Source organism: Nocardia sp. NPDC051981, from assembly GCF_040680715.1.
Lineage (GTDB): Bacteria > Actinomycetota > Actinomycetes > Mycobacteriales > Mycobacteriaceae > Nocardia.
Genome location: NZ_JBFAXK010000008.1, coordinates 195,848 through 211,913 on the forward strand (window position 1 = coordinate 195,848; position 16,066 = coordinate 211,913).

16 protein-coding genes are annotated in these 16,066 nt (G+C 68.5%); 9 read left to right on the top strand and 7 right to left on the bottom strand.

What is annotated here, in order from left to right; translation table 11 throughout:
* Positions 1–106: 106 nt before the first annotated feature.
* Positions 107–412: a chorismate mutase gene (locus AB0L60_RS17335; protein ID WP_354836317.1), complete on the top strand. Its 306-nt coding sequence runs from the start codon at positions 107–109 to the stop codon at positions 410–412.
* A gap of 225 nt (positions 413–637) precedes the next feature.
* Here AB0L60_RS17335 and AB0L60_RS17340 read toward each other — a convergent pair whose 3' ends face one another.
* Complete coding sequence (locus AB0L60_RS17340; RefSeq protein WP_364614361.1) at positions 638–2,089, bottom strand: NAD-dependent succinate-semialdehyde dehydrogenase; 1,452 nt, start codon at positions 2,087–2,089, stop codon at positions 638–640.
* 153 nt (positions 2,090–2,242) lie between these two features.
* Between AB0L60_RS17340 and pgi the strand changes: the two genes are divergently transcribed.
* The gene (pgi, locus tag AB0L60_RS17345) at positions 2,243–3,883 is read left to right on the top strand and encodes a glucose-6-phosphate isomerase (protein WP_364614364.1); all 1,641 of its coding nucleotides are present in this window, start codon (positions 2,243–2,245) and stop codon (positions 3,881–3,883) included.
* 386 nt (positions 3,884–4,269) lie between these two features.
* On the opposite strand, the gene AB0L60_RS17350 is transcribed toward pgi, so the two are convergent.
* On the bottom strand, positions 4,270–5,553 hold the full coding sequence (locus tag AB0L60_RS17350) for a M23 family metallopeptidase (protein WP_364614367.1): 1,284 nt from the start codon (positions 5,551–5,553) through the stop codon (positions 4,270–4,272).
* Between the two features lie 510 nt (positions 5,554–6,063).
* Here AB0L60_RS17350 and sucC point away from each other — a divergent pair.
* The 6 genes from sucC to purH all read left to right on the top strand — a co-directional run bounded on the left by sucC (position 6,064) and on the right by purH (position 13,398).
* Entirely contained in the window at positions 6,064–7,230 is a 1,167-nt protein-coding gene (gene sucC / locus AB0L60_RS17355) for an ADP-forming succinate--CoA ligase subunit beta (RefSeq protein WP_154789973.1), read from the top strand.
* A 14-nt stretch (positions 7,231–7,244) separates the two neighbouring features.
* On the top strand, positions 7,245–8,159 hold the full coding sequence (sucD, locus tag AB0L60_RS17360) for a succinate--CoA ligase subunit alpha (protein WP_364614372.1): 915 nt from the start codon (positions 7,245–7,247) through the stop codon (positions 8,157–8,159).
* Between the two features lie 290 nt (positions 8,160–8,449).
* Complete coding sequence (locus AB0L60_RS17365; protein WP_364614375.1) at positions 8,450–9,445, top strand: DUF5336 domain-containing protein; 996 nt, start codon at positions 8,450–8,452, stop codon at positions 9,443–9,445.
* Between the two features lie 123 nt (positions 9,446–9,568).
* Positions 9,569–11,089, top strand: coding sequence for a DUF6350 family protein (locus AB0L60_RS17370; protein ID WP_364614378.1), 1,521 nt, complete (start codon positions 9,569–9,571; stop codon positions 11,087–11,089).
* Positions 11,090–11,194: 105 nt separating this feature from the next.
* The gene (gene purN, locus AB0L60_RS17375) at positions 11,195–11,827 is read left to right on the top strand and encodes a phosphoribosylglycinamide formyltransferase (protein ID WP_354836569.1); all 633 of its coding nucleotides are present in this window, start codon (positions 11,195–11,197) and stop codon (positions 11,825–11,827) included.
* The gene (gene purH, locus AB0L60_RS17380; RefSeq protein WP_364614381.1) at positions 11,824–13,398 is read left to right on the top strand and encodes a bifunctional phosphoribosylaminoimidazolecarboxamide formyltransferase/IMP cyclohydrolase; all 1,575 of its coding nucleotides are present in this window, start codon (positions 11,824–11,826) and stop codon (positions 13,396–13,398) included. The genes purN and purH overlap by 4 nt, the downstream gene beginning before the upstream one ends.
* Positions 13,399–13,521: 123 nt before the next feature.
* Here purH and AB0L60_RS17385 read toward each other — a convergent pair whose 3' ends face one another.
* Positions 13,522–13,983, bottom strand: a complete 462-nt coding sequence (locus AB0L60_RS17385) for a hypothetical protein (protein ID WP_364614384.1) — start codon at positions 13,981–13,983, stop codon at positions 13,522–13,524.
* Positions 13,984–14,198: 215 nt separating this feature from the next.
* Here AB0L60_RS17385 and AB0L60_RS17390 point away from each other — a divergent pair, with 215 nt between their 5' ends.
* Positions 14,199–14,759 carry a LysM peptidoglycan-binding domain-containing protein gene (locus tag AB0L60_RS17390; protein ID WP_364614387.1) on the top strand — a complete coding sequence of 187 codons (561 nt, stop codon included), beginning with the start codon at positions 14,199–14,201 and terminating at the stop codon, positions 14,757–14,759.
* Between the two features lie 219 nt (positions 14,760–14,978).
* On the opposite strand, the gene rpsR is transcribed toward AB0L60_RS17390, so the two are convergent.
* The 4 genes from rpsR to rpmB are packed head-to-tail and all read right to left on the bottom strand — an operon-like array spanning position 14,979 to position 15,992.
* Positions 14,979–15,233 (bottom strand): 30S ribosomal protein S18, encoded by a 255-nt coding sequence (gene rpsR, locus AB0L60_RS17395; protein WP_067593843.1) that lies wholly within the window; start codon positions 15,231–15,233, stop codon positions 14,979–14,981.
* A gap of 33 nt (positions 15,234–15,266) precedes the next feature.
* Positions 15,267–15,572 carry a 30S ribosomal protein S14 gene (gene rpsN / locus AB0L60_RS17400; RefSeq protein ID WP_364614391.1) on the bottom strand — a complete coding sequence of 102 codons (306 nt, stop codon included), beginning with the start codon at positions 15,570–15,572 and terminating at the stop codon, positions 15,267–15,269.
* A gap of 1 nt (position 15,573) precedes the next feature.
* On the bottom strand, positions 15,574–15,744 hold the full coding sequence (gene rpmG / locus AB0L60_RS17405; RefSeq protein WP_354836290.1) for a 50S ribosomal protein L33: 171 nt from the start codon (positions 15,742–15,744) through the stop codon (positions 15,574–15,576).
* An 11-nt stretch (positions 15,745–15,755) separates the two neighbouring features.
* Positions 15,756–15,992, bottom strand: a complete 237-nt coding sequence (gene rpmB / locus AB0L60_RS17410) for a 50S ribosomal protein L28 (RefSeq protein ID WP_364614395.1) — start codon at positions 15,990–15,992, stop codon at positions 15,756–15,758.
* Between the last annotated feature and the right edge of the window lie 74 nt (positions 15,993–16,066).

The following is a 16,066-nucleotide window of genomic DNA, read 5'->3' on the forward strand; positions in this document are numbered from 1 at the left end:
AGGGGGACAATGTATGGCCAACAGGTCTGATTCTTGGTGAAGAACCGATCGGTAACAGGTTGGGTCCACCCGCCGATCGACGTTCTGGACCACGAGGAGTTGAAGAATGAGCATCTCGACGACGGGACATTCCGAGTCTGCCACCGGCTCGGACTCTGCCCTGCCCTCCGAGGCTGAGATCGACAAGCTGCGCTTGGAAATCGACAAGCTGGACGCCGAAATCCTCGCCGCTATCAAGCGCCGCACCGAGGTCTCGCGCATCATCGGGCGAACGCGTATGGCGAACGGCGGGCCCAAGCTCGTCCACTCCCGCGAGATGAAGGTGCTCGAGCGATTCAGTGAGCTGGGCCAGGAGGGCCACACCCTGGCGATGTTGCTGCTGCGCCTGGGGCGCGGCCGCCTCGGACACTGACAACTCTCGTAAGGCTCTCGGGGGCCTGCGGTGCCCCCGGAACCCCTGAAACCCCCGGCCCTGCCGCCTCAGCAGGGCCGGTTAACGCCGGGCATCGCATGCTCGATACAACATGCGGTGCGTCGCGAAGTGCGGCCCCACACAGACCGCGCTGCATGCGTGCCACGGATGCAGCCTGCCCAAAGCCGCCCCGGGTGTCTCGACCCCGGGGCGGTTCTTTCCTGTCTAGGGCAGGGCGATGTACTTGGTGTCGAGGTATTCCTCGATGCCCTCGAAGCCGCCCTCCCGGCCGAAACCGGATTCCTTCACGCCGCCGAAGGGCGCGGCCGGGTCGGAGATGACGCCCCGATTGACCCCGACCATGCCACTCTCCAGGCCCTCGGCCACCCGCAGCGCCCGGTCCAGACTGCGCGTGTACACGTATGCGACCAGGCCGAATTCGGTGTTGTTGGCCGCGGCCAGGCCCTGCTCCTCGGTGTCGAAGCCGACGATCGGGGCGACCGGGCCGAACACCTCCTCGCGCAGGATGCGGGCCTGCGCCGGGATATCGGTGAGCACCGTGGCCGGATAGAACCAGCCCGGGCCGCCGGGGGCCTTGCCGCCCAGCTTCACCTGCGCGCCCGCCGACACCGCGTCGTCGACCAGCTCGCTCACGGTGTCGAGCTGGTTCTCGTTGACGAGCGGGCCCAGCGTGGTGTCCGGGTCCACGCCATTGCCGAGCCGGTACTCCGCCATGGCCGCCACCAGCTTGTCGGTGAATTCCTGGCGAACCGAATTCTGGACGTGGAAGCGGTTGGCCGCGGTGCACGCCTCACCGCCATTGCGCAGTTTGGCCAGCAGCGCGCCCTGCACGGCGGCATCCACGTCGGCATCGTCGAAGACCACGAACGGGGCATTGCCGCCGAGCTCCATGGAGGTGCGCAGCAGACCGTGCGCGGACTGCTCGACCAGCTTCTTGCCGACCGGCGTGGAACCGGTGAAGGTCAGCTTGCGCAGCCGCGGGTCGTTCAGCAGCGGCGCGGTGACCGCCCCCGAGTGCGAGGTGGTGATGACCGACAGCACGCCGTCGGGCAGGCCGGCCTCGCTGCAGAGCTGTGCCAGCAGCAGCATGGTCAGCGGGGTCTCACCCGCGGGCTTCACGATCATGGTGCAGCCCGCCGCCAGCGCCGGGCCGATCTTGCGGGTGCCCATGGCCAGCGGGAAGTTCCAGGGCGTGATGGCCAGGCACGGGCCGACGGGCTGCTTGTGCACCAGGATTCGGCCGGTCCCGGCCGGGGCGGGCTGGTAGCGGCCGTGAATGCGGACCGCCTCCTCGCTGAACCAGCGGAAGAACTCCGCGCCGTAGCGAACCTCATTGCGGCTCTCCGGCAGGGCCTTACCCATTTCGAGGGTCATGAGGAGGGCGAACTCCTCGGCCCGCGCCGTGATCGCCTCGAACACCGCGCGCAGGATCTCCCCGCGCTGCCGGGCCGGAGTAGCAGCCCATTCGGCCTGCACGGCCGCGGCCGCGTCGAGGGCGCGCACCGCGTCCTCGGGTGTCGCGTCGGCGACCTGGGCGATGATCTCACCCGTCGCCGGATTGTGCACCGGGAAGGTCGCGCCACCGGTGGCATCCACCGGTCCGCCGATCCAAAGTCGCGTGGGAATGGACGAGAGTAGGGCGCTTTCGGTCACCATGAGACGAGCCTAGGCGCGTGTGCGTCCGAGCCGCCGGAGTCCCTGGAATCCGCACCCCGCTGCCAGCCGAAAATCGCTCTGCGCTGGGAGAATCCCGCGAATGACGTCTTGTTACCTGCGCGTCGCAAGGTGAAGGTTGTAACCTCGGCGATCGTGAGCAGCGACATCACCGCATCGGCGGTCTGGCGGAAACTGCACGATCACCACGCCTCTCTCGCCGGGCGGCATCTGCGTGAGTTCTTCGCCGAGGATCCCGAGCGTGGTCGTGAGCTGACCGTGCAGGTCGCCGACCTGCACATCGACTACTCCAAGCATCGGGTGACACGCGAAACCCTGGACCTGCTGGCCGAATTGGCGCAGACCGCCGGGGTCGAGCAGCGCCGCGACGCCATGTTCGCGGGCGAGCGCATCAACACCTCCGAAGACCGCTCGGTCGGGCACGTGTGGTTGCGCCGGCCCGTCGGCGAGCCGCTCACGGTGGACGGCCAGGACGTCGAGACCGACGTGCACGAAGTGCTGCGGCGCATGGGCGAATTCACCGACCAGGTGCGCTCCGGGCAGTGGCGCGGCGCCACCGGCGAGCGCATCGCCACGGTGGTGAACATCGGCATCGGCGGCTCGGATCTGGGCCCGGCCATGGTGACGCTGGGCCTGCGGCACTACGCGGACGCGGGCATCTCGGCGCGGTTCGTCTCGAATGTCGATCCGTCGGATCTGGTGGCGAAGCTGGACGGCCTGAACCCGGCCACCACGCTGTTCATCGTCGCCTCCAAGACCTTTTCCACCCTGGAGACGCTCACCAATGCCACCGCGGCCCGCCGCTGGCTGGTGGCCGCGCTCGGCGAGGACGCTGTCGCAAAGCATTTCGTCGCGGTGTCCACCCACGCGCAGCGGGTGGCGGACTTCGGTATCGACACCGCCAACATGTTCGGCTTCTGGGACTGGGTCGGCGGCCGCTACTCGGTGGACTCGGCCATCGGCCTGTCGGTCATGGCGGTCATCGGCAAGGAGCGCTTCGCCGAGTTCCTGGCCGGAATGCACGCGGTGGACGAGCATTTCGCGAATGCGCCGCTGGCGGAGAACGGCCCGATCCTGCTCGGGCTGCTGGGCGTCTGGTACTCGAACTTCTTCGGCGCGCAGTCCCGCGCGGTGCTGCCGTACTCCAACGACCTGGCCCGTTTCCCGGCCTACCTGCAGCAGCTGACCATGGAGTCCAACGGCAAGTCCGTGCACGCCGACGGCACCCCGGTCACCACCTCCACCGGCGAGATCTTCTGGGGCGAGCCCGGCACCAATGGCCAGCACGCCTTCTACCAGCTGCTGCACCAGGGCACCCGGCTGGTGCCCGCCGACTTCATCGGATTCGCCCGTCCGGTCAGCGATCTGCCCACCATGGACGGCTCGGGCAGCATGCACGACATCCTGATGAGCAACCTCTTCGCCCAGACCAAGGTGCTGGCCTTCGGTAAGACCGCCGAGGAGATCGCGGCAGAGGGCACCGCCCCGAACCTGGTGCCGCACAAGGTGATGCCCGGCAACCGGCCCTCCACGGCCATCCTGGCGCCGCAGCTGACCCCGTCGGTGCTGGGCCAGCTGATCGCCCTCTACGAGCACCAGGTCTTCACCGAGGGCGCGATCTGGGGCATCGACAGCTTCGACCAGTGGGGCGTGGAACTGGGCAAGCAGCAGGCGCTGGCTCTGGCGCCGCTGCTGACCGCGGCGGAAGAGCCCGCGCCGCAATCGGATTCGTCCACCGACGCGCTGATCCGCTGGTACCGCTCCAACCGCAGCTGATCGAGCCCGGACCGCGCTGATCGGGCGTCACTCGTCGGCGCGGCCCGTCTGCCGACCCGAGCAGAGCAGGTCGGGGTGTCGATTCGTCGCCGCCACCCCGTTGGACCCGGCGCGGCGGATGATGCCCCGCGGCGTCCAGAACCTCCCCTACCGCAACGGGATCCAATCACCCCGAGTGACCTCGGCGCGCGGCAGCCGAACTCGCTCCGGGGCCGTCAGGGCCGCGCGATGGGGCCGGTCCGCCACGACGCCTCCGCGTCGATCGGTACGGTCCGCATGACGGGTTCGATCCGGTCGCCGGTCAGCCCGATTCCGCCGAGAGCCGCCCGGAACGCCGAAAGGCGCGCCCTGCCGGGCGCGCCTTTCGGATCGGGTCGGGTTGCGGGTCAGTCCCGTTCGGGGCCGAGCGAGATGCCGCGCGAGGCCAGCCAGGGCAGCGGGTCGATCTTGTCGACGCCGTTCAGCCAGACCTCGAAGTGGCAGTGCGGGCCGGTCGAGAAGCCGCGGTTACCGACGGTCGCGATCTGGTCACCCGCCAGCACGCGCTGGCCCTGCGAGACGGTCGCGGTGTCGATGTGGCCGTAGATGGTGACGGTGCCGTCGTCGTGGAGCAGCCGGACCCACATGCCGAAACCGGAAGCGGGACCGGCCTCGAGCACGGTGGCGTCGGCGACCGCGTAGATCGGGGTGCCGATCGGAGCGGCGATGTCCACGCCCTGGTGGGCGACGCCCCAGCGGATGCCGAAGCCGGAGGTGAAGGTGCCCGCGGCGGTGAACTTGGTCCACAACGGCCGGTTCTTCAATGCCTCCTGGTTGGCCATGTCGGCGGCGAACTGCTTGCCCTTGGCCAGAATGTCGTTGAACTGGTCCAGGCTCGCGGGCGCGTTCGGGCTCACCACCTGGGGCGATCCGGGTGCGCCGTCGCCGACCACCGAGGTCGCCGCGACCTCCTTGACCTGGTTGGCGGCCTGGTAGTCGACATTGCTGTTGTCATGGCCCGTGGACTCGATGGTGGCCTGGCCCGCGGCCACGACCGCACCGGCCGCGACCGCGACTACCGCTGCGCGGCCCTTGAGCGCGGTGGGCGGGGCGGGTAGGCGATGGGTGCCGCCGGAGCGGCGCTTGCCGCCGGAGCGGGCCGGGCGCGGCCCGTCGTCGTAGTCGGCGTCGTGCTCGGCTTCGGCTTCCCGCGCACTGCGATTCAGGCGGGCGCCGTCGCCGGAGAACTGGAGCTTCTCGCCGGACGCGGTCTTGAACGTGTAGACCGGTCGGTACTCGTCGGAGGGAGTCGGGTCCGCGGTCGGATCCCAATTGGTCCGCGACTGCGGGGCCCAATCACTCGGATTCGGTGCGGCCCAGCCGTTCACGGTGGTCTGGGCGTTGTAGTCCCAGTTCGGTTCGGGCTGCCAATCGGCGGATTCGTCCCACTGCGGAGACTCACCCCACTGCTGACCGCCGTTCCAGTCCGCTTCGGAATTCCACTGCGAGCCTGAATCCCACTGCGTATCGCCGTTCCAGGCCTGGGTGGCATCCCAGTCGCCGTGGGCGACCCCGCTGTGCATCGGAGCGGGAGCATCGAAGGTGGTCGCGCCGCCGTAGTTCTCTGCGTCCTCGCGATAGCGGTGTCCGCGGCGGGCGCGGGGCTGCGAGGAGAAGGGGCCGTCGCTCATTTGCGCCGGTCCGGAGAGTGCTGCGGGGCTGACAAGTCGCCTGCGGAGCGGCTCATTTCCTGGGGAGCGCTGTGCTGCGTCAAGCCTGCCGTCCTCCTGTCCGTGACCGGGTTGTGACATCGACCGCAACGACGGTAACGAAACGATTGCGGCTCAGCAAGCGATGGACTTGGTTCGACACGCTGCTGTGATATTGATCACGTTCTGAGCGGGAATGTGCTCACTGTGCTTGGGGTAACCGGGTGGGGTTTTTCAATGACGCAACGTAGTAGCCAGTATCGCTGTCCGGGATTCGTGTGTCCCACCTGGCGCGGTGTCAACAAGCTACCGATGAGTAGCATTGACGAGGGGTTTTGGGATTGCGGAGACAGTACCGTGACCTGCGCCACTTAGGCTGTATGCGGCTGATTTCCGCTCCATGTGACTGATTAGAGTCCGAGCCAACCCGCCTCCGACGACGGGCCGCCAACCAAGACGTTGTCACAACAACGCAGACGAGACGGTGAGTACATGGATCTCTTCGAATATCAGGCGAAGGAACTCTTCGTGAAGCACGGAGTGCCTTCGTCGGAGGGCCGCGTCACGGACTCGGCCGAGGACGCCCGTGCGATCGCGGAAGAAATCGGCAAGCCGGTGATGATCAAGTCGCAGGTCAAAGTCGGTGGCCGCGGCAAGGCCGGTGGCGTGAAGTACGCCGCCACCCCGGACGACGCCTTCACCCACGCGCAGAACATCCTGGGCCTGGACATCAAGGGCCACATCACCAAGAAGATCCTGGTTGCCGAGGCCAAGGACATCGCCTCGGAGTACTACATCTCCTTCCTGCTCGATCGCTCCAACCGCACCTACCTGGCCATGTGCTCGGTCGAGGGCGGCATGGAGATCGAGGAGGTGGCCGCCACCAAGCCGGACCGCCTGGCCAAGGTGCCGGTCGACGCCGTCAAGGGCGTGGACCTGGCCTTCGCCCGTTCCATCGCCGAGCAGGGCCACCTGCCCGCCGACATCCTCGACGCCGCCGCGGTGACCATCCAGAAGCTGTGGGAGGTGTTCATCAAGGAGGACGCGACCCTGGTCGAGGTCAACCCGCTGGTGCGTACCCCCAACGACGAGATCCTCGCCCTCGACGGCAAGGTGACCCTGGACGAGAACGCCGAGTTCCGCCACCCCGACCACGCCGAGTTCGCGGACATCGACGCCACCGACCCGCTCGAGCTCAAGGCCAAGCAGAACGACCTCAACTACGTGAAGCTCGACGGCGAGGTCGGCATCATCGGCAACGGCGCCGGCCTGGTCATGTCGACCCTGGACGTCGTCGCCTACGCCGGTGAGAACCACGGCGGCGTCAAGCCCGCCAACTTCCTCGACATCGGCGGTGGCGCTTCGGCCGCCGTCATGGCCGCGGGCCTGGACGTCATCCTCAACGACGAGCAGGTCAAGTCGGTGTTCGTGAACGTCTTCGGCGGCATCACCGCCTGTGACGCGGTCGCGAACGGCATCGTGCAGGCCCTGGAGATCCTGGGCGCCGAGGCCAACAAGCCGCTGGTCGTCCGCCTCGACGGCAACAAGGTCGAGGAGGGTCGCAAGATCCTCGTCGACGCCAACCACCCCCTGGTGACCCTCGCTCAGACCATGGACGAAGGCGCCGACAAGGCCGCCGAGCTGGCTGCGGCCAAGTAAGGACACGAACCAACATGTCTATCTTCCTGAACAAGGACAACAAGGTCATCGTCCAGGGCATCACCGGCGGCGAGGGCACCAAGCACACCGCCCTGATGCTGAAGGCGGGCACGAACGTGGTCGGCGGTGTCAACGCGCGCAAGGCGGGCACCACCGTCAAGCACGTCGACGCCCAGGGCAACGAGGTCGAGCTGCCGGTCTTCGCGACCGTCGCCGAGGCCATGGAGAAGACCGGCGCGGACACCTCCATCGCGTTCGTTCCCCCGGCCTTCTCGAAGGACGCCATCATCGAGGCCATCGACGCGGAGATCCCGCTGCTCGTGGTCATCACCGAGGGCATCCCGGTGCAGGACACCGCCTACGCGTGGGCCTACAACGTGGACAAGGGCGGCAAGACCCGCATCATCGGCCCGAACTGCCCCGGCATCATCACCCCGGGTGAGTCGCTGGTCGGCATCACCCCGGCCAACATCACCGGCAAGGGCCCGATCGGCCTGGTCTCCAAGTCCGGCACCCTGACCTACCAGATGATGTACGAGCTGCGGGACTTCGGTTTCTCCACCGCGATCGGCATCGGCGGCGACCCGGTCATCGGCACCACCCACATCGACGCCATCGAGGCGTTCGAGAAGGACCCGGAGACCAAGCTCATCGTCATGATCGGCGAGATCGGCGGCGACGCCGAGGAGCGGGCCGCGGCCTACATCCAGGCCAACGTCAGCAAGCCGGTCGTCGGCTACGTCGCGGGCTTCACCGCGCCGGAGGGCAAGACCATGGGCCACGCCGGCGCCATCGTCTCCGGCTCCGCCGGTACCGCCCAGGCCAAGAAGGACGCCCTCGAGGCCGCGGGCGTGAAGGTCGGCAAGACCCCGTCCGAGACCGCCGCCCTGGCGCGCGAGATCTTGGAGAAGGCGAGCATCAGCGCCTGATGAGTTCGCGTGCCCCGCTTCCTGGCCGAAGCGGGCACAGGGCGAGATCTGATTGGCTGAATACGAAGGCCGCCTGTCGAATTCGACAGGCGGCCTTCGTGATTCGCGGGCCCGCGACGAACCTGGCCGGGGCGGGGGTTTGCGGGCGCGATGGGCCGGGTAACGCGGTCGTGTCCTGCGCCGATTCGGGTATTGCGGTCGGGCCACGGCTGGTGGTAGATGGTGCCCGCGGCCGTCGAGTGCAGTAGCGTCGGTGGAGGTTCGTGAACGACTCGATAGGAGACGACGACATGTCATACCCGACCGGGGGCTCGGGATACAACGCGCCCCAGCCGACGCCCTCCTCCGTACCCGGCTACGGCTCGCAGCCCACGGGCGCTCCTGCTGCCGGGTCGGGCACGTCGCCCGTTGCGGGCAAGGGCCTGCCGTTCTTCCTCACCGTGGGCGTGGCCGCGCTCGGCGTCATCAACTTCCTGCTCGGCTTCGCGCCCTATATCGGCACCAAGGCCGTCGAGATCGGCAACACCCGGGTCGGCGGTGACACCAGCTTCAGCCTGTTCGAGAGCACCGGCTCCGCGGCGCTGGTGACGATCCTGCTGATCGCGGGTCTGCTGGCCGGCCTGTCGCTGCTGCCCAAGCAGAGCGGCAACACCGGCATCGTGGCGGCCGCCTCGTTCGGCGCGTTCCTGGCCATCCTGTTCGGCTCCTTCGACCTCGGCGACAACGTGACGCTGAAGTGGGGCGGCTGGGTGATCCTGTTCCTGTCGTTCGTGCAGGCCGTGCTGGCCGTGCTGGCGTTGCTGTTCGAGCTCGGCATCGTGAAGGCGCCGGAGCCGAAACCGGCCGCGCCGCAGGGTGGTTACGGTCAGCAGCCGCCGCAGCCGTTCAGCTCCACCGGGCCGCAGTATCAGCAGCAGGCGTTCGGTCAGCAGCCCGGCTACGGTCAGCAGCCGTCGTTCGGTCAGCCGGCGGGGTACGGCCAGCAGCCGCAGCAGCCCTCCTACGGTCAGCCGGCCGGTTACGGTCAGCAGCCCGCGGGCTACGGCACCGGTTCCCAGCCGACCTACGGTCAGCAGCCGCCGTCCTACGGCCAGCAGCCCGCCCAGCCCGGTTACGGCCAGCAGTCGCCGTACGGCACGCCGCAGCAGCCGGCCGGGAGTGCGGACGCGACCCAGCATTTCGGCGCCCAGGCGCAGCGCCCGGCGCAGCCGTTCGGCGGCGAGCAGGCGGCGGATCCGTCGGCGGACGCCACCCGGGCCTTCCGGCCGGGCCAGGACGACAAGTAGTTTCGCCTCCCGTCAGGAGCGGCCTCCGGTATGTCACCGGGGGCCGTTCTCTTTTGCCAGCGCGCCGGTCGTTCCGGCGCGCCTGACCCCACGGTTTCCGAGATGCTGCCACGCTGGATGTCCATGATTGCCCCCAGAACTGCCCTGGCTCGCCTGAGCGACCCCGACCTCCGGGAGCCGCCGCGGCCCCCGGTCCGGCGGCGCGGCGGGGGCGGCGGGGGCTTCGGATCGCTGACCCCGGAACGCGCCAGGGTGCTGATGCTGGTCGCCGCGCGCGCCTCGGCCATCACGCTGCTGGTGATCTTCGTGCTGGTGTACGCCACCCTGTTCGCGGCGGGTAGCGGGATGAGCGGTTCGTCGGGCGCCATCGCTGCGAGCTGGCTTGCGGTGCACCAGGTTCCGCTGGTGATCGGCAAGACCGGGATCGGGCTGTGGCCGCTGCTGCCGACCCTGCTGATGCTGTGGCTGGTGGCGCGGGACAGCGCGCAGGCCGCCGGGCCCGAGTGCGGGACCGCCGAGCTGGGCTGGGTGCTGGGCGCCGCGGTGGGCGGCCCGCTGCTGATCACCGCGGTGTGCCTCGCGGTGGCCGAGGACGCGGCGGCGGTGGTGTCGCTGCAGCCGCCGGACACCCTGGCCGCCTTCGCCTGGGTGCTCGGGCTGAATCTGCTGGCGGCGCTCGTGGGCATCGGTGCGCGGCGCTGGCGCGACTTCGCCGATCTGCTGCCGATTCCCTTGCCGGACTGGGTGGTTCCCGGTTTCCGGGCGGGGCTGCGGGCGGTGGGCCGCCTGCTGCTGGCGGCGACCGCGGTGACCGTGGTGTCGTTCCTGCTGCACTGGTCCCGCCTCGGCGACACCTACCGTGCGGCCGGAAACGCGGTCGGCGCATTGGGTTTGACGCTGCTGTCGCTGGCCTACCTGCCGAATGTCGCGGTTGACGCGGTGAGCGTGCTGGCCGGCGGCCAGGTACAGATCGGCCCGGGATCGTTGAGCCTGTTCGCGATTCAGGGCGCGCCGGTGCCCGCGGTGCCGGTGGTGGCCGCGGTGCCGTCGGGTCCGGTGGCGGTGTGGTGGCTGGTGCTGCTCCTGGCGCCCGCGGCGATCGGGGTGCTGTCGGGCCTGGAGTGTGGTCGTACCTCGCATGATCGGGCGACCGCGCCCTGGGCGACGCTGACCGCCGCCGGGGTGGCGGCCGTCGTGGTGGCGCTGCTGGGCGTGGTGGCCGGGGGCGAGCTGGGCACCTTCGGCCGGATCGCGCCGAATACGGTGGGCGCGGCGCTGGTGTTCGTCTGGCTGGCCGTCGCCGGATACGTGGGCATGCTGGGTGCCCGGTTCTTCAACGGCCCGGCCGTGGTGGCCCCCGCGGCCTTCGACGACGCCTATGACGACGAATACGAGGACGACTACTACACGGACGACGACGCCGAGTACGCGGACGACGACTACGACGATGACGAGTACGACGACTACGACGAGGATTTCGACGACGAGGGCGGCTGGTACGGCGACGAGGATCTCGACGGCGCCCTCGACGCCGAACTGGTCGACGACCAGGACGAGTACGCCGCCGATGCCGCTGTGAAATCCACCGGCAACACCGACATCGTCGACGCGGAAGTGGTAGAGGGAGACCTGCCGGACAAGTAGCAAGTGGACGGTCGTTAGGCTTGAGGGGGCGGGTTCGTTTCCGCCGTCCCCATCCCGCTCCGATCGACAGGGAGTAGTGCGCTGACGTCCACGCCCGCCCCGCAGCTGCCGCCGACCGCGCCCGCGAGCGTCGTGGTGCTGGCTTCCGGCACCGGATCCCTGTTGCGTTCGCTGCTGGAAGCGACGCAGCAGCCGGGTTATCCGGCCACCGTGGTCGCCGTCGGGGTGGATCGCGATTGCGCCGCCACCGAGCACGCCGCGGCCTTCGATGTCTCGTCGTTCAAGGTCGCGTTGCGCGATTTCCCGGACCGCGCCGCATGGGATGTCGCGCTCACCGAGGTGGTCGCCGCCTTCGAACCCGATCTGGTGGTGTCCGCGGGCTTCATGAAGATTCTCGGCCCCGCTTTCATGGACCGTTTCGGCGGTCGCATCATCAATACCCATCCCGCGCTGTTGCCCGCCTTCCCGGGCGCGCACGGGGTGCGGGACGCGCTCGCCTACGGCGTGCGGGTGACCGGTTCCACCGTGCATCTGGTCGACACGGGTGTCGACACCGGGCCGATCCTGGCGCAGGAGGCGGTCACGGTGCTGCCCGATGACGACGAGGACACCCTGCACGAGCGCATCAAGGTCGTGGAGCGCCGGCTGCTGGCGGAGGTCGTCGCCGCTGTCGCTACCCGAGGCATTGTCTCCGATGGACGAAAGGCAGTTATCCCAGATGAGCGAGTTCTCCGGTGAGTGAACGCAAGCCGATCAAGCGGGCCCTCGTAAGCGTCTACGACAAGACCGGTCTGATCGAACTGGCCACCGGTCTGCACAGTGCGGGCGTGGAGCTGGTGTCGACCGGCTCGACCGCCGGCAAGATCGCCGACGCCGGCATTCCGGTCACCAAGGTCGAAGACCTGACCGGTTTCCCGGAGACCCTGGACGGCCGGGTCAAGACGCTGCACCCGCGGGTGCACGCCGGCATCCTGGCCGACACCCGCAAGGAGGAGCACGTCGACCAGCTCGTCGAGCTGGGTGTCGAGGCCTTCCAGCTCGTCGTGGTGAACCTGTACCCGTTCACCCAGACGGTCGCGTCCGGCGCGAGCATCGACGAGTGCGTCGAGCAGATCGACATCGGCGGGCCGTCCATGGTGCGCGCCGCCGCCAAGAACCACCCGTCGGTCGCGGTCGTGGTGAACACCGGTGACTACGCCGACGTGATCGCCGCCGTGCAGCAGGGCGGTTTCACCCTGGCCGAGCGGACCGCGTTGGCCGCCAAGGCCTTCCAGCATACCGCCACCTACGATGTGGCCGTCGCCAGCTGGATGACCAGTGTGGCGGTCCCGGCCGTCGCGCCGGAATCCGAAGGCGCGCAGCAGTTCCCGGAGTGGATCGGCGGCACCTGGCAGCGCGCGGATGTGCTGCGCTACGGCGAGAACCCGCATCAGGCGGCCGCGCTGTACACCAACCAGGATGGCCCGGCCGGGCTGGCGCAGGCGCAGCAGTTGCACGGCAAGGAGATGTCGTACAACAACTACACCGACGCGGACGCCGCCTGGCGCGCCGCCTACGACTTCGACGAGCCGGCCGTGGCGGTCATCAAGCACGCCAACCCGTGCGGTATCGCGGTCGGCGCGGACATCGCCGAGGCGCACCGCAAGGCGCACGCCACCGACCCGGTCTCCGCGTACGGCGGCGTGATCGCGGCCAACCGCGAGGTCTCCGTGGAGATGGCCGAGCAGGTCGCCGACATCTTCACCGAGGTCATCGTGGCCCCGTCCTATGCCAATGGCGCGGTCGAGGTGTTGCAGCGCAAGAAGAACGTGCGCGTGCTGGTGGCCGAGCCGGCCCGGCGCAAGGGTGCGGAGCTGCGTCCGGTCAGTGGCGGTGTGCTGCTGCAGGACCGCGACATCCTCGACGCCGCGGGTGACAGCGCCGCCAACTGGACGCTCGCCGCGGGTGAGGCCGCTGACGAGGCCACCCTGCGCGACCTCGAATTCGCCTGGCGCGCGTGCCGTGCCGTGAAGTCCAACGCCATCCTGCTGGCCGATGACGGCGCGGCCGTCGGCGTCGGCATGGGTCAGGTCAACCGGGTCGACTCCTGCAAGCTGGCGGTGGAGCGGGCCGGTGACCGCGCCAAGGGTTCGGTGGCGGCCTCGGACGCGTTCTTCCCGTTCTCGGACGGCCCGCAGATCCTGGTGGCCGCCGGCGTGCGCGCCATCGTGCACCCGGGCGGTTCGATCCGGGACAAGGACACCATCGAGCTGTGCCGTGAGGCCGGAGTGACCTTGTACCTGACCGGTTCCCGGCACTTCGCGCACTGAGCGTGAGCCCCGCTGACGCGAGTCGTGCAGCGGGACAACAACATCGGGGCAGGGGCCCGGATCGTACATCGATCCGGGCCCCTGTCGCGTGCGCGGACCGCCTCCGCCGCAGTGCCGGGAAAACTAGGTGGCGCTGAGGACTTTTCGATCACCCAGCGGGGACTTCAGCTGGATTTCGAGGGTGCCGAAGACGGCGATCATGGTGCACATCTTGCCGACCGCGTCGGGCAGGGTGCCGGACTTCAGATCGACGGTGACGGTCGAGGAGGTTTCGGTGACAGTGGCGTTCACGCCGTAGCACTCCGGGGAGCCGGTCTGGAAGTTGACCGCGATCCGGTCGGGTGCGACCCGGGTCCAGCTGTCGAACGAAATGCCGTGTGGGCTCACGATACTCGGATCCGCCGTGAAAGCCCGTCCGATCTGCCCGCTGGGCGCCTCGGTGGGCGTGGTCCTGGTGCTGGTCGCGGCGGCGCCGCTCTTCGATTGGTCGCCAGTGTTTTCCGTGCTTCCGCACGCCGTGATGGTGAGCCCGATCAGGGTGGCTGCGGCGGCAGCGATCAGGCGGCGTCCCCGTGTCCCGTACATGGCTGACACCCTAGTGTCCGCGACCGCACGGCAGGCGCACGCGCCGGATTCGGCCCTCTGGCGAATTTCTGGCGAAGACACGCCGAAATCTTCGCAGAACCGGCGCGTAACCGTGCGGTGACCGGCGCGGGATCGGTAGTGTCGTGACAGATGTGCGAATGCAGTTCCGCGCCATCGGCTTATCTCATGATCACCCCCTCCCGAAAGGACGCACCGTGGGCGACTCGTTGAAGGTCGGCGAAGAACTCGGTCGTGGAGAGGCGCTGCAAGGCGGTGCCTACACCCTGACTCTGCAAGATGATGGCAACCTGGTGCTGTCCGAACCGAGCGGCAATGTCGTGTGGGCCACCGGCACCAACGGCCAGGGCGTCGTCCGGGCCACCCTGCAAGACGACGGCAACTTCGTTCTCTACAAGGAGGACGGCGCCGCCTGGTCCACCGAGACCAATGGCAAGAACGTGGACCGTCTGGTCGTCCAGCCCGACCGCAATGTGGTGCTGTACGGCTCCGAAGGCGCCGTCTGGTCGTCGGGCACCAACACCGACGACCCGCTCCCCGCGCCGGAGCCGGTCCAGGCCCAGCCCGCCGCGGTCGTCGAGGACGTGCCCCCGCCGCCGCCCGCCGCCCAGACCTACACTGTCGAGCCGGGTGACACCCTGTGGGCGATCGCCGAGCGCTTCTACGGCGACGGCAACCGCTACCAGGAGATCGCCGACGCCAGCGGCATCGACAACCCTGACCTCATCCAGCCCGGCCAGGTGCTGACCATCCCGTAAAGCGCGGCCCTGCCGACGTTTACGAGAAATGATGCCCCCGAGTGCGGATGCACTCGGGGGCATCATGTTCGGGCAGGTGGGGATCCTGCGCTGACAAACGGTAAGCCCCGACCGAGGCGGCGCGGGGCTTTCCTGTTGTAGTGGGGGTTTCAGGGGCGAAGCCCCTGAGAGTCCGAGAGTTGTTTCAACTCTAGGGTTTTCGTCCGGCGATGTCGCGAGCTATCGGCTCGTGAAGGGCAGCAGAGCCATCTCGCGGGCGTTCTTGACGGCGACGGCGACCTCGCGCTGCTGCTGCGGGGTCAGCCCCGTCACCCGGCGGCTGCGGATCTTGCCGCGGTCGGAGATGAACGTGCGGAGCAGGTTCACGTCCTTGTAGTCGACGGTCTCGACGCCGGCGGCGATCAGGGGATTCTTCTTCGGGCGACGGGCCTGCTCGGCACGGACCTTCTTCGACGGTGCTCGCTTCACTGCCATGTCAGCGGTTCCTCACTCACGAATCGTGGATGCTTACCAGCTCGATTTGTGCACACCGGGCAGCTCTCCTCGATGGGCCATCGCGCGAACGCGCACGCGCGAGAGACCGAACTTGCGGAGATGACCACGCGGGCGTCCGTCCGCGGCGTCCCGATTGCGCAATCGTACCGGACTGGCATCCCGTGGCAGCCGCTGCAGGTCGGCCTGCGCGGCCGCCCGTTCGCTGTCGCTGCTCTCCGGTTTGCGGATGATCTCCTTCAATTCCGCGCGCCGCTGCGCCCATCGTGCCACGACGAGTTTGCGCGCTTCGTTCTTGGCGATCTTCGATTTCTTGGCCACGTCACCGGTCCTCGCGGAAGTCGACGTGCCTGCGGGCGACCGGGTCGTACTTCTTCAGGATCATCCGGTCGGGATCGTTGCGCCGGTTCTTGCGGGTGACGTAGGTGTAGCCGGTCCCGGCCGTGGACTTCAGCTTGACGACGGGCCGGATGTCGGTCGATTTCGATGCCATTGTTCTCCCTTTCAGATCTTCTGGCCGCGGGCGCGCAGCCGGGCTACCACTGCCTCGATGCCGTCGCGGTCGATGGTCTTGATGCCCTTGGTGGAGACGGTCAGCGTGATGCGCCGGTCCTCGCTGGGCAGGTAGTAGGTCTTGCGCTGGATATTGGGGTCCCAGCGCCGGTTGGTCCGCTTGTGCGAGTGCGATACGGACTTGCCGAAGCCCGGCTTGCGGCCGGTGACCTGGCAGATGGCCGACATGGGCACTCCCTTCCGGTGGTAGATGTACATGACAATCGTTTTCGACAACGAATCTATTCCACGGTACCCTCGGT

Bases quoted from the DNA above. Each gene is read 5' to 3' on its own strand.
- rpmG (WP_354836290.1), bottom strand. From the start codon at position 15,744: ATGGCATCGAAATCGACCGACATCCGGCCCGTCGTCAAGCTGAAGTCC.
- AB0L60_RS17350 (WP_364614367.1), bottom strand. From the start codon at position 5,553: ATGAGCGACGGCCCCTTCTCCTCGCAGCCCCGCGCCCGCCGCGGACAC.
- AB0L60_RS17370 (WP_364614378.1), top strand. From the start codon at position 9,569: ATGATTGCCCCCAGAACTGCCCTGGCTCGCCTGAGCGACCCCGACCTC.
- rpmB (WP_364614395.1), bottom strand. From the start codon at position 15,992: ATGTCGGCCATCTGCCAGGTCACCGGCCGCAAGCCGGGCTTCGGCAAG.
- sucD (WP_364614372.1), top strand. From the start codon at position 7,245: ATGTCTATCTTCCTGAACAAGGACAACAAGGTCATCGTCCAGGGCATC.
- AB0L60_RS17365 (WP_364614375.1), top strand. From the start codon at position 8,450: ATGTCATACCCGACCGGGGGCTCGGGATACAACGCGCCCCAGCCGACG.
- AB0L60_RS17340 (WP_364614361.1), bottom strand. From the start codon at position 2,089: ATGGTGACCGAAAGCGCCCTACTCTCGTCCATTCCCACGCGACTTTGG.
- rpsR (WP_067593843.1), bottom strand. From the start codon at position 15,233: ATGGCAGTGAAGCGAGCACCGTCGAAGAAGGTCCGTGCCGAGCAGGCC.
- AB0L60_RS17335 (WP_354836317.1), top strand. From the start codon at position 107: ATGAGCATCTCGACGACGGGACATTCCGAGTCTGCCACCGGCTCGGAC.
- AB0L60_RS17385 (WP_364614384.1), bottom strand. From the start codon at position 13,983: ATGTACGGGACACGGGGACGCCGCCTGATCGCTGCCGCCGCAGCCACC.
- sucC (WP_154789973.1), top strand. From the start codon at position 6,064: ATGGATCTCTTCGAATATCAGGCGAAGGAACTCTTCGTGAAGCACGGA.